This is a genomic window from Trichocoleus sp. FACHB-46 (assembly GCF_014695385.1).
GTDB lineage: Bacteria > Cyanobacteriota > Cyanobacteriia > FACHB-46 > FACHB-46 > Trichocoleus.
Window position 1 is genome coordinate 1 of sequence record NZ_JACJOD010000050.1, and the last position, 13,085, is coordinate 13,085.

The following is a 13,085-nucleotide window of genomic DNA, read 5'->3' on the forward strand; positions in this document are numbered from 1 at the left end:
GCATAAGTTGCTGCGCATCCTCAATGCCATGATTCGAGCTGGAACTTCTTGGCAACCACCTCTGATAGCCAATGGAGCAACTCAGGCTTGACAATCAAGATAATCGCTTTTTTGATAGGCCTTGCTGCCTGAGTTCGTCATCAGCGATCGCTTGGGTTTGGTAGGGATAGGCTTCAGAGATGGTCATGGAGATCGCTCAATCCCCCAGTCCATTAATGTTTTATCAACAGAACTGGCTATGGTTAGAAGCCTCCATCAGGAGGGGGATGATTTCTCACCAGAACTAGCCAAAGCTCATAAACAAAGAACTTTATAAACTGTGAGCGCTGTGGCTTTTCATCAGGACTATTTAGGGGTCGAACAACCTGCCATTGGTCAACTGATTCGGGAACTCCGCCAAACCTTGAAGCTGACCCAGGAGAAGTTTGCCGCGCAACTCGGAGTCAGCTTTCCCACCATCAATCGTTGGGAAAACGGACATGCCACCCCTTCCCCCTTAGCACTCAGACAAATTGAACTCTTGCTAAACCAGTTGGTTGAGTCACCTGATGGAGCTTTACGGGAATGCAGTCAGGCAATCCAAGGAAAATACCTTCCCTCAAGGAAGCTAAAGGCATGAGGGGAGAGGAACACCCGGAGATGCCCAAAAATCCCTTTGGAGGTGGTGAGGCGGAAACAGTCCTGAGCTCGTATGACTGGTCGCAAACGCCACTGGGGGGGGTCGAAACCTGGTCAGAGAGTTTGAAAACAGCGGTGCAGAGTCGGTTGGCTGAACTCAATCAAGCTCAAAAATCTGAACAGGTGCCGCAAGCATCGGTACCGTCGCAAAATTTCATCCAAACGGATGCACTGCTCGACTCCGCAGCAAAATACCAGACGTTATTTGAGTCAATCGATCAGGGCTTTGGCATCTGTGAAATGCTATTTGATGAAAACGGTAAACCCGCTGATTACCGCTTTCTGGAAGTGAATCCAGTGTTTGAACACCTCACCGGATTGAAGCAAGCCACAGGAAAACGGATGCGGGAACTCGCTCCCAACCTGGAAGCTTACTGGGTTGAAATCTATGGCAGAGTCGTACAAAGTAGGGAATCTGCTCGATTCGAGAATTACGCAAGTGCTCTAGATCGTTGGTTTGATGTCAACGCTTTTTGCATCGGTGAGCCGCAAGACAATAAGTTTGCCGTTTTGTTTACCAACATCACTGAACGCAAAAAAGTTGAGCAGGAACGCGATCGCTTTCTTGCCGTCGGGTCAGATTTGCAGGTGATTATGAGCAGCCACGGGTATTTCCACTGGGTCAGCCCGGCTTTTGAGCGTATTCTCGGCTGGACACCTGAGGAAATGACATCTCGCCCCTGGACTGATTTCCTACATCCAGACGATATCCTCGCTTCTGTCGCGGAAAGCGTCAGCGTGTTATCGGGAAACGAAACGTTTGCCTTTGAAAACCGCTATCGGCACAAAGACGGCTCCTACCGCTGGTTGCTCTGGAGAGCGCAGCCCCACTTGGAGGAACAAGTGCTTTATGCAACGGCGGTGGATATCACTGCTCGTAAACAGACAGAATTTGCCCTGCGTCAGTCTGAAGAACACTATCGCCGGTTGTTCGAGTCGATCGACGAAGGCTTTTGCACGGTTGAAGTGCTCTTCAATGCCGAGGACAAGCCGTTTGATCACCGCGTTTTGCAAGCGAATCCAGCCTTTGAGCGGCAGACCGGGATTGCCAACCCAGAGGGCAAAACAGCAAGTGAATTCGTACCGGGGCTGGAACAGTATTGGAATGACCTTTACGCCCAAGTCATTCACACAGGTGAGTCTATCCGCACTGAAGAGCGAATAGACGCGCTCGATCGCTGGCTCGACGTTTTGGTGTCGCGGGTCGGTGATGCCACAATGCGCCAGGTAGCGGTCATCTTTACCGACATTAGCGAACGCAAACAAACCGAAGCCACGCTGCGTGAGAGCGAGCAACGGTTCCGACTCATGGCCGATGTCGTCCCGCAAATCGTTTGGATTACGGATGCCCAAGGGCAGCTTGAGTTCTTCAACAAGCAATGGAGCGACTATACAGGCGTTCCTTACAAACCGATGGCAGCAGCCGAGGCCGTGGCTAGCTTTGTGCACCCAGACGATGGCGATCACTCAATGGCGGCGTTTAACGCAGCGCTACGCATCGGCAGCGTGTTCTCGGTCGAACAGCGGATTCGCTCTGCCACGGGAAGCTATCGCTGGTTTCTGGTGCGCGCTGAGCCTTACCGAGACCCGCAAACAGGCGAGATCATCCGTTGGTTCGGTGCCTCAGTGGATATCCACGAGCGCAAGCAGGCAGAAGCTACCCTTTTGCAACGGGAAGCGCAATTTCGCCAACTCGCGGATGCCATGCCGCAACAGGTTTGGATCACTGATGCTCAAGGCAACACGCAGTATGTGAACCAGCAATGGATAACTTACACCGGGCTGAGCCTAGAGCAGATTCAAGACATCCACTGTGCCACTCAAATGATTCATCCTGATGACTTTGAGGCCACGATCGCTCTGTGGCAGATGGCGCTGGTGACAGGGGCACCCTATCAAGCTGAATTTCGCTTGAAACATGGAGCGGCTCAGACCTATCATTGGTTTCTCGCGCGGGCGATCGCCATTCGGGACGACCAGGGACAAATTGTGCAGTGGTTTGGCACAAGCACAGACATCGAAGAGTTTAGACGCGCCCAGGCTGAGCGAGAACAACTTTTCCAGCGAGAACAAATCGCCCGAGAAACCGCCGAGAACGCCAATCGGATCAAAGATGAATTTCTGGCGGTGCTGTCCCATGAGTTGCGATCGCCCCTCAACCCGATTTTGGGTTGGACTCAATTACTCCAGGCTGGCAAACTGGATGCAACTCGTCAAAGGGAAGCCTTGGCAACCATTGAACGAAATGCCAAACTCCAAACGCAATTGATCGAAGATTTGCTTGACATCTCTCGCATCATGCGGGGCAAATTATCTCTAACCGTAGCGCCCATTAGTTTGACCTTTATCATTTCTGCGGCTGTAGAAACCGTGCGGTTAGCCGCAGAAGCAAAAAATATTCAAATCATCCTGGATTTTGCCCCGGAAGTTGGCCTTGTTTCTGGAGATGACGCCCGGTTACAGCAGGTGATCTGGAACCTGCTGACCAATGCCGTTAAATTCACACCCAGTGGCGGACAAGTCACCGTTGAACTGCGGCAACTCGATCAGCTGGTGCAAGTTCGAGTCACTGACACGGGCAAAGGCATTCATCCGCAGTTTTTGCCTAACGTGTTTGAGTATTTTCTCCAAGAGGATGGTTCTACCACGCGCAGATTTGGTGGGTTGGGATTAGGACTGGCGATCGCGCGGCAAATTGTTGAGATGCACGGAGGCACAGTGCAGGCAGAGAGCCAGGGCGAAGGGCAAGGCGCAACCTTCATTGTGCAATTGCCAACGATGCACATAGCACCGTTCATATCTGACCCAGTTCCACCCAAAATAGATGCAAGCCTGCGGCTAGAGGGCGTTCAAATTTTGTTAGTGGATGATGAGCCAGATACGCGTGAGTTTGAAGCTTTTGTGTTGGAACAAAGTGGAGCCAGGGTAACAGCTGTTGCTTCTGGCCTAGAAGCATTGCAAGCACTAGACCAATCCACTCCGGATGTGTTGGTGAGTGACATTGGCATGGCTGAGATGGACGGTTACATGCTGCTCCAGCAAATTCGATCGCGCCCCTCCCATCAAGGTGGCATGATTCCAGCCATTGCCCTGACTGCCTATGCTACAGAAATGGATCAACAGCAGGCACTTCGGGCCGGATTTCAAACTCACATCACAAAGCCTGTGGAGCCAGAAGTGTTAGTGAGGGCGATCGCGTCTCTAAGCTTCTAATTGCCTTGGAGGAGTGTTACGTTTACCCGTGCTTTGAGTTGAGCTATATACAGGCAGTCTTTACATAACTCAGTGATCAAGCTCTCACAGCGCGATCGCCCTGGTGAAGAGCGATAGAGAGACGATGAGCCGCTAAGTTGCTTGCCGCCCTGATTGGCGGAGCGGCATTCGAATCACGAATTCAGTGCCCCTGCCTGGGGTTGAAATGCACTCCAGTCTACCCATGTGTTTTTCGGTAATGATTTGGTAGCTAATCGACATCCCCATCCCTGTACCCTTCCCCAGCGCTTTAGTCGTGAAGAAGGGGTCAAAGATACGTTTTTGCACCGCTTGCGTCATGCCCACGCCGTTGTCCGCGATCGCTACTTCTATCGAAGCAGCATCAGCCATTGATGTGCGGATGGTAATACGGCTAGGATGGTCTTTCAGCTCTTGATAAGTGCGTTTGGCGTTGTTTTCCTCGATCGCATCAATGGCATTGACCAAGATGTTCATAAACACTTGGTTGAGCTGTCCGGCATAGCACTTTACGAGCGGTAGTTCAGCATAGTCTTTGACCAGTTCAATGTCTGGTCGTTCGGATGTACCTTTGAGGCGATGTTGCAAAATCATCAGGGTGCTGTCAATCCCTTCGTGAATATCAACCGCTTTGAATTCAGCTTCATCCATGCGAGAGAAATTTCGCAACGATAGGACAATCTGGCGAATGCGATCAGTACCCAGTCGCATCGAAGCCAGCATTTTTGGTAGGTCTGCTTGCAAAAACTCTAGATCGATATCTTCAGCTACTGATTGAATCTCAGGAGCAGGGTTGGGATCATGCTGCTGATACAGCTGCACGAATTCTAATAAATCCTCCGTGTACTCCTGCACATGGCTGAGATTGCCGTGAATGAAGTTAACTGGGTTATTGATTTCATGAGCCACTCCAGCCACGAGCTGCCCAAGGCTCGACATTTTCTCGCTCTGCACCACTTGAGCCTGAGTCCGTTGCAATTCTGCCAAAGCATGTTTGAGTTCAGCCGTGCGTTCTTCGACCCGGTTTTCCAATTCTTCTTTGCCGTGCTCTAAAGCTGTGAACAACTCCCTCAGCCGTCCTGCCATGTGGTTGAAGGAGCGGGACAGCGTATTGAGTTCTTGAATATTGCTGGCTGCTACTGCCTGGTTTAGATTACCAGAGGCCATCGCTTCACTAGCTTGATTCAGACGGAGAATCGGATGAACCAGCCAACGAGAGGTGAACAAGCCTAGGCCAGTGGCAACCACCAAGGCCCCGAAGCAGAGCGCGATCGTGGTGCGCGTATTGGCATTGATTTGTGCCATGAATGTATCTTCTGGCACACTCGTGACCATTAACCAGTCCAAGCCATAGCCGTCGCGCCAGGGCACAACGTGAATAAAATTCCTTTTTCTCTGAACATCAAGTTGAAAGTCTTTGTTTTGGGCAATGAATTTAGGCCCGTCAGACCTTTGGAGGTGTTTAGCAATGGTATGGACAATGGGATCAGAGCTATCGATCGCCCGCAACCGTTGAATTTTCCCGTCAATGAATGTGAAGGGCTTGTCTGTGCCAGAGTTAGCAATCAAGGTGCCGTCCCGCTCCATGATGAATATTTGCCCAAACTGACTGATATTCAAATCACGGAGGAAATCACTAAGTTTCAACAGGTGGATATCAACCGCAATCATTCCCAGCAAGCGATCTTGCGAATCGTAGATAGGGCGACTAGCAGAGGCAGCAATGTAGGGGCCCGTTGGAAGGTTTGAAGTAGTAACCTTTGCCCAAATAGGTTTACCAGCCGCAACGGGTTCGGTATACCAAGGTTCGGTGAGATTATCCCAATCCCACGTAGCGTTAACCTGAGTGCGATTGCCTTGCGTATCCGTAGCGTAGTTGGTATTGGTTTTAGACGGCTCAGTCGTCCAATCATCGATAGTGGTAGTTTTGCCGTCATAACTAGCCGCTGCGATTCCCCCACCTGTAGGTAAACCAATACCGATGTATGTTACGTCATAAGCCTGAACCTGATCCCAGAGGTACTTACCAACGGTTTCACGATCGCCCACCTTCAAAATTCCCCGACGGATAGCGTCTGCATTGATTTGGTTGAGGGCGTGGGGAATTGCCAGATAGGACTTCAAGTGTTCATCCACAACATCGCTCGTGCGAGCCATCAACTGTTCTGCCAAGTCATTGACCGCGCTCTGTCCGTTTTTGAAAGACAAATAACCGACGAGACCCACAGCTGTAAAAATCTGGAGGACGAAGGGAACGACGAGAACAAGTTGTAATGGAAACGCCTTACCTCGGAGGAACTGCTGAATTTTCATTATCGGCAAGGGAATTTTACATCTAGTTGTTGATAAAATTCCCTTGACACCCACACAAATAACTTGGTTGAAGCGGGCACAGACAATTGCCATTCTAAGGTGGGGGAACTGACGAGGGTTGAACTCGCTAACACTGGTGTCACAAACCATCCCCTCCACCACTTCGGGTAGCTACGCAGGGAGCGGCTTCGCCAACAGTCACAGTGGAGCCACAGAGAGTCGAACCCTAACCTTCCGCTTGCAAGGCGGACGCTCTTCCAGTTGAGCTATGGTTCCAAGAGTGGCAGGAGTCGTTCGCGGAGCGTTGCCGAAGGCATTACCTGCATAAAACTGTTTAGAAGACAGTTGCCTTATCCGTTAGGCAACACTCCCATGATTGGTAGTCCTGATGGGATTTGAACCTGCAACCCTCTGTTTGTAGGACAGATGCTCCACCGTTGAGCTACAGGACTACGAGAGCGAATGGTGAGAGTCTAACTCTATGCCATCTTGTTCCTCTTGGAGAGTGAAAGAAACGCTTCGACACTAATGGCGATCGCGAGTCAGGCTACCTTATTTGGTAGTCCTAAAGATGTAAGGATGGGGAAGATGAAGTTAAATCAATGATTCATGTCTGCCTCTTTACCTGCTTGTCCTGCTTGTGACTCAACTCATATCGTCAAGAATGGCAAAATCCATAACGGCAAACAGAACTACAAGTGCCGTAGTTGTGGCAGGCAGTTTGTGCAAGATCCCCAAAACAAGGTCATTGACCCAGTGACCAAGATGCTAATCGACAAACTGCTGTTAGAGAAGATTCCTTTAGCAGGCATTGCCAGAGTCGCAGGCGTTTCAGAGCTTTGGCTCCAGCACTATGTCAATGAGAAATATCAAGCCGTGTCCCGACAGGTGAAGGTGCAGGCTAAAAAAAGGGGAAGCTAACAATCCAGTGTGACGAGATGTGGTCTTTCGTGCTTCACAAAGGTAATAAGCAATGGATTTGGTTGGCTCTAGATGCTAAGACCCGAGAAATTGTCGGGGTCTATGTCGGCAATCGGGGCCGTGAGGGCGCGCAAGGATTATGGAATGCTCTGCCAGGGGTTTATCGCCAGTGTGCTGTTTCCTACACTGATTTCTGGTCTGCTTATGATGAGGTGTTTCCCCGCAAGCGGCATCAGAGTGTTGGCAAAGAGAGTGGTAAAACCAGTTATATTGAGCGCTTTAACTGCACCTTGCGCCAACGAGTGTCCCGCTTAGTGAGAAGGACGTTATCGTTTTCCAAGAAGTTAGAGAACCATATTGGTGCAGTTTGGTACTTTGTTCATCACTACAATGCATCCTTACCTATTTAGGACTACCCCTTATTTTAGCTTGGAACTAGTGCCGTGAAACGTGGAACTTGAATTCTTCCGGAACAACCGCTCTACTGAGTATCACAACTGCATCAGGTCTCTAGTTATCCGGATGCAGTTGTGGGAATTCTATAAACAAGCGAGAGATGAATGTAAGATTTCCCTTTTTATAATGAAGCTCCGACAGTCCCCAAGAAATCAGGCCTTTCCACTACAGATCGTTCTTGTGGTGCCCTTCGTACTTCAGATTTTTGGAGCTGTGGGTCTCGTTGGTTATTTGTCCTTCAAGAACGGCCAGAAAGCAGTCAATGACTTGGCCGAACAGCTAATTGATCGTTCCAGCGATGTGGTCAACGAACGCCTAACGTCTTATCTCGCTATTCCTCAAATGCTGAACCGGATGAATGCAGATGCCATCCGTAGAGGCACTCTGGATGTGCGCGATCGCGAGGCTGTGGCAAAGCACTTTTGGGATCAGATGCAGGTATACAACCTGACTTATACCGGGATTGGACTGACAAGCGGACAGGGATTTGGAGTCGCTCACTATGATAAAAACATCACGCGTGAGGAATGGACAGCTCAACTGCCCAAAAATCTTTACAACTACGCCACGGATAGTCAAGGGAATCAGACGAAGCTTAACGCCCGTTGGGATTACGATAGTCTCAAGCAACCCTGGTACACTGAGCCGATTGCGGCAGGGAAGCCTATTTGGGGAAAAATCTACACAGCAAATCTTTCTGACAGTCCATACATCACAGCTGCTGCCACTCGGCCAATTTACGATTCGCAAAATCGTTTACTCGGCATGATTGGCACCGAAATCCATTTACTGAAACTGAGTGATTTTTTACGTGGCTTAGATATCAGCAAATCTGGACAAGTTTTTCTGGTCGAGCGGGATGGTGCTCTAATCGCGAACTCTGGGATAGAAAAGCCCTTTACTTTAGTCAAGGACCAGGTGCAGCGATTGCAAGCAATTGAGAGCCCCAATGCCGTTGTTCAAACCATTGCTAAACACCTTCAAACTTCCAATAAATTTCAAACCATCGCTCAAGACGCAGACTTTAAGCTGGAGGTACAAGGAGAACAGCATTTTGTTAATGTGATGCCCTGGCGTGATGAATATGGCTTGGACTGGCTATTGGTGGTGAGTGTGCCTGAGAGTGCATTTATGGCGCAAATTAATGCGAACACACGCACCACGATCGCGCTTTGTTTTGGTGCATTAGCGGTTGCCTCTATCCTGGGCTTTTTCACCTCTCGTTGGCTGGTTCATCCAATTCTGCGTCTGAATCAAGCCAGTGAAGCGATGGCCTCGGGCAATCTAGAGCAAGCGGTAGAACCCAGCAATATTCAAGAACTTAATACGCTGTCTCACTCCTTCAACCACATGGCAGGACGGCTGAGGGAGCTGTTCACAGCTTTAGAGCACAGCAAGGAAGTCTTAGAGGAGCGAGTCGAGGAACGCACGGCTGAACTCAAACATACTTTGGCAGAATTGCAGCGGTCCCAGGCTCAAGTGGTGCAGAGTGAAAAAATGTCGAGTCTAGGACAACTCGTGGCTGGAGTCGCTCATGAAATCAATAACCCAGTCAACTTCATTCACGGCAACCTGACTTATGTACAGGATTACACTGAAGACTTGCTAGAGTTCATCCAACTGTATCAGCAATGCTATCCTCATCCTACTCCTGAGATTCAAACAGCAGCGGAAGAGATGGACCTGGAGTTTTTGCAAGAAGACCTGCCCAAGATACTGACTTCGATGCAGCTAGGAACCGATCGCATTCGGCAGATTATTCTGTCCTTACGCAACTTCTCACGTATGGATGAAGCGGAATTTAAGGCTGTGGATATTCATGAAGGCATCGACAGCACGCTGCTGATTCTGCAACATCGTCTCAAGGCCAGATCCGAGCGGCCAGAAATCGAGATTATTAAAGACTACGCGACGTTACCCCTCATTGAATGCTACGCCGGGCAGCTCAACCAAGTGTTTATGAACATCTTAGTTAATTCTATTGATGCGATCGAAGAGAACAACGCCAAGCACACGTATCAAGAGCTGAAAGACCATCCCAGTCGCATCACCATCCGCACATCAATGGCTGATGCAGCTTGGATAGAAGTGGTGATCGCGGACAATGGAGTTGGCATTCCTCAAGCGGTGCAACGACGTATCTTTGACCCCTTCTTCACGACGAAAGCGCTGGGCAAAGGGACTGGCATGGGGATGTCTATCAGCTATCAGATCATCACGGGGAAACATAACGGCAAACTGGAATGTTTTTCAACTCCTGGAGAAGGAACTGAGTTCAGGATTCGGATTCCTTTGCAGCAACCAGTCCCTTCAGCAATTTAGAGGTAAAGGTGACGCTGACAGAGCCAAGGAATTAAGCAAAACTTATCAGTCAACGACAGAATCAGGGTTCCACCCATTTTAGGAAGGAAGCGATTAATAAGCTGGGATTAATTGCTTTTCCTCGATGGGATGTAACAACGGTGCAGCAATGATTTGACCCTTTTACCTGAAGAAAGTATGATTACTTCAGGTAAATGTTGAGGCTGCTCGATGAAGGTAGACGGTCATGGGCAAGCTAAGGTTTTAACTCTCTACGAGATTGCAAAATTGTTTGAGGCATTTGAGGGCGATCGCGATCGTGCCCTCTTCGGCATCTGCCTCTACACGGGATGTCGCATTAGTGAAGCTTGCTCGATGCTCACCACAGATGCTTATGACGCAGCTGGGGTCAGAATGAAGATTACCTTGCGCAAGGCCAACACCAGGCGGAAGCAGGAGACGCGGCAAATCCCTGTGAACTCGGTTCTCAAGGGCTACCTGGAGACGTACCGGAGTGGGGTGGGCAAGCAATATCTGTTCCCCGGACGACATGGGCGCGAGCACATCAATCCTAAGTCAGCCGATGAGATTCTTAGGGAGACGTGCGATCGCTTGGGGCTGGTGGGAGTCAGTACCCACAGTTTTCGGCGAACTGCTCTAACCCAGATGAGTAGTGCAGGGGTGCCGCTGCGGGTAATTCAGGAAATCTCAGGCCACCGCAGCTGGCAAGCCCTTCAACGGTATCTGGAGGTGTCAGAGCTGCAACTGGAGGGGGCGATCGCTTCTCTAAACTTTTGAAGTATTGACAGCTTAGTGAATCAGTCGATTTCTTGGACTGGATCTAATAATTTTCGATGTTGTAGTTCCATGCCAGCACCCTGAATTCCGTCTAATCCCATTTCTGGGAGATTAAGCAGAATAAAAGGCGAAAACAGAGGGAAGAAACGCTGAAGAACTCGGGCTAATTCCCAAAATCAGGCGTATTATACAGAAAACTTTTCGGGCTAATGTCCGACTTGAAGGATTAAGCGGAATTGATTCAGGCTATCTACCCTATAGAGGTGATTAGCCTGAATCAATTCTGTCTAAACAATAGTTAGGAGTGTACCTCGGTCCTAACAATGTAATACCCCATCTCTATAAGAGGATAGAGCGGACATGAGTCAACAGGACCAGGAAGTTCTGAACCATTACATTAAGTTATGGGGCGAACTACGAGAGTGTCATCGATTTGAGCATCCTGCCGCTGTACCCCTCTAACCTTTTTTGGTATACGTCTTTTCGTTTTCTGCTCCAGAGACATGGGTCTATGCAACTCTAGGCGCGCGTCACCAGCCAATGTTCATCCCCGACGGCAAACCTATGCATATGGAATTATTGGTAATGACAAGTCAAGCTGACGAGGATCTTGTTCCCAGTATCGGAGCACTGGCCCTGTATCCCTTTGTGTACCAAACCTATTTTGGCAATGGCCACACGATTCACGGCAGTGATGGCAACGGGATTGTTGCCCAGTCACCGTTGACTGATATCTTGATTATCCGCCCAGATTTTGAGGAGCAGACTGATTACGTGCATCATGATCTAGAGCAACACACACACTTGCTGTGGGTGATACCGCTCTATCCTCAGGAGCGGGTGTACGCGGTCCAGCAAGGTCGGAAGTCATTGTTGGAAATCTTCGAAGAGCAGGAGGTTGATATCCATGACCTATGGCGGGCTATTGCCCAACTGCCTACCTAACTCTAAGTAATGTGCATGTGGTATGAATTAAGCCTCTTTGAGAGCATTAAAGAGATTAAATACGGCATAGGTCAATTGGCACTGGTGACGCTTCCTAATCGGGTCGAGGAAGGCATTTAACCTTCCCTTCCCACATCACCCTGCGTGTGGGTTCGCAACGAACGATCGCCCCTCTTGATTTTTCGGTTTGCGAGGAGGTGTTATATGTTTTTTTTGCAAACATTGCCGAAAACGAATACTGGCGTGCTTTTTGTAGTACGCCTCAAGCTGGTGGGAGATTAAGCGATCGCAAGTACAACAATGCCGAATTTAGTCATTTCGGCAATCACGGAGGTGGTAACGACCCGCTTCACCGCTCGCTTAGATTTTCAGACTCAATCAACCAATCCAATACGGTCGGTGGGCAAGCAGATTGTTAGATAGTAGTCTCCTTATTCTCCTTTGTCTGGGCGGATTGGACAAAGCAGCAATCTCCTACATCGTAAGAATAAAGTTTTGGGCGCTGATTTGCGTCCACTTCCTTGTACCCAAGACGTTTCAGGAGCCGAATGCTCCGCTGATTCATTGGATGTACAGTGGCCCACCATTCGGTTCCTGGTGCAACAGCAGCAAGGTAATCGTGCCACCAGAGCATCGCCTCGAATGCCAATCCCTTTTCCCACCAAGCTTCACCTAACAAATAGGCGATCTCACCCCACTCCCCATATCCTGTCGCCTCCAGCCGACCAATCACTGGAGAGGGAGGAGTTTTTAACCGTAATGCCATGTTGAACCATTGCTCAGTCGGCGTTGTTAAAACCACAGGGCCGTGAGAACAGGCAGCGTACTCTGTCCTCAACTCCTCTATAGTCGGTGGATTTTCATTTGGATCAATAAAAGCAAGGACGGAGGGTGTGGTCAAAATAGAAAAGAGTTCGTCGGCATGGGCGTCAGTGAGTGGCTCAAAATGTAGGTTCTGACTCTGCATTAGTGTTATCCTTCTGCTCTTGTGAAAGCCGCCTAACGTTGCCCATCACCCGCCCCTACCTTTTAGGCTGAAACTGCCTCACAAGCCGAGTTCACAGGACTATGAGTTAGTGATGTCAAGCCTCCCAAATAAAACCGTTCAACCTCATCACCTCCCCAACGCTCCAAAGCGATCGCCTAATATCTGACGCTCAAGAAGTAGAAGGGTTGATTGCGGTTTCCTAAACCTTGGGTTCTGTGAATATCGCGATGCCACAATGCTCCTGGTGTCTGATTAACATAGCTGTGGTTACAAACTCATCAATGATGGGCATGATACAGGATCGATTGAGCACCATCTAGCTTGAGGAGATCAGATTGAACTAACAGTCTCCCTAGCTGCTTCTCGCAGCCGTTCCACATCGCGCATCGGTGGCGTACCAAAGAGCCGCTTATACTCCCGGTTGAAGTGCGAGGCATCGTCATACCCCACTTGG

The 13,085-nt window shown here is 49.5% G+C and carries 9 protein-coding genes and 4 tRNA genes; 7 read left to right on the forward strand and 6 right to left on the reverse strand.

The genetic code is table 11. The annotated features are described in order from the left end of the window. Positions 1 to 328 precede the first annotated feature (328 nt). Positions 329 to 619 carry a helix-turn-helix domain-containing protein gene (locus H6F72_RS25090; RefSeq protein WP_190442059.1) on the forward strand — a complete coding sequence of 97 codons (291 nt, stop codon included), beginning with the start codon at positions 329 to 331 and terminating at the stop codon, positions 617 to 619. Next, entirely contained in the window at positions 616 to 3,891 is a 3,276-nt protein-coding gene (locus H6F72_RS29805) for a PAS domain S-box protein (protein ID WP_242017126.1), read from the forward strand. Before H6F72_RS25090 ends, H6F72_RS29805 begins: the two co-directional genes overlap by 4 nt. Before the next feature lie 132 nt (positions 3,892 to 4,023). Here H6F72_RS29805 and H6F72_RS25115 read toward each other — a convergent pair whose 3' ends face one another. The 5 genes from H6F72_RS25115 to H6F72_RS25135 all read right to left on the reverse strand — a co-directional run bounded on the left by H6F72_RS25115 (position 4,024) and on the right by H6F72_RS25135 (position 6,674). Next, positions 4,024 to 6,222, reverse strand: a complete 2,199-nt coding sequence (locus H6F72_RS25115) for an ATP-binding protein (protein WP_190442061.1) — start codon at positions 6,220 to 6,222, stop codon at positions 4,024 to 4,026. A 100-nt stretch (positions 6,223 to 6,322) separates the two neighbouring features. After that, a tRNA-His gene (locus tag H6F72_RS25120) sits at positions 6,323 to 6,397 on the reverse strand. Positions 6,398 to 6,426: 29 nt separating this feature from the next. Next, positions 6,427 to 6,498: transfer RNA gene (locus H6F72_RS25125), tRNA-Ala, on the reverse strand. Then, positions 6,498 to 6,594 (reverse strand) — tRNA-Arg (locus H6F72_RS25130). The genes H6F72_RS25125 and H6F72_RS25130 overlap by 1 nt, the downstream gene beginning before the upstream one ends. A 5-nt stretch (positions 6,595 to 6,599) precedes the next feature. Continuing rightward, a tRNA-Val gene (locus tag H6F72_RS25135) sits at positions 6,600 to 6,674 on the reverse strand. A 157-nt stretch (positions 6,675 to 6,831) separates the two neighbouring features. Between H6F72_RS25135 and H6F72_RS25140 the strand changes: the two genes are divergently transcribed. From H6F72_RS25140 to H6F72_RS25160, 5 genes are all read left to right on the forward strand, one after another. Then, positions 6,832 to 7,553, forward strand: a protein-coding gene (locus H6F72_RS25140) for an IS1 family transposase (RefSeq protein ID WP_190442063.1) whose coding sequence is annotated in 2 segments (ribosomal slippage) — positions 6,832 to 7,132 and positions 7,132 to 7,553 — 723 coding nt in all. Because the reading frame shifts where the segments join, the coding sequence is not laid out codon by codon here. A gap of 226 nt (positions 7,554 to 7,779) precedes the next feature. Further along, positions 7,780 to 9,921, forward strand: a complete 2,142-nt coding sequence (locus tag H6F72_RS30480) for an ATP-binding protein (protein ID WP_370527562.1) — start codon at positions 7,780 to 7,782, stop codon at positions 9,919 to 9,921. Positions 9,922 to 10,131: 210 nt separating this feature from the next. Next, positions 10,132 to 10,698, forward strand: a complete 567-nt coding sequence (locus H6F72_RS25150) for a site-specific integrase (RefSeq protein ID WP_190442067.1) — start codon at positions 10,132 to 10,134, stop codon at positions 10,696 to 10,698. Positions 10,699 to 11,166: 468 nt separating this feature from the next. Beyond that, positions 11,167 to 11,643, forward strand: a complete 477-nt coding sequence (locus tag H6F72_RS25155) for a suppressor of fused domain protein (RefSeq protein ID WP_190442070.1) — start codon at positions 11,167 to 11,169, stop codon at positions 11,641 to 11,643. 146 nt (positions 11,644 to 11,789) lie between these two features. Beyond that, on the forward strand, positions 11,790 to 12,062 hold the full coding sequence (locus tag H6F72_RS25160) for a hypothetical protein (protein WP_190442071.1): 273 nt from the start codon (positions 11,790 to 11,792) through the stop codon (positions 12,060 to 12,062). Here the strand turns inward: H6F72_RS25160 and H6F72_RS25165 are convergent. Beyond that, the gene (locus tag H6F72_RS25165; protein ID WP_190442072.1) at positions 12,059 to 12,610 is read right to left on the reverse strand and encodes a GNAT family N-acetyltransferase; all 552 of its coding nucleotides are present in this window, start codon (positions 12,608 to 12,610) and stop codon (positions 12,059 to 12,061) included. The genes H6F72_RS25160 and H6F72_RS25165 overlap by 4 nt on opposite strands. Positions 12,611 to 13,085 lie beyond the last annotated feature (475 nt).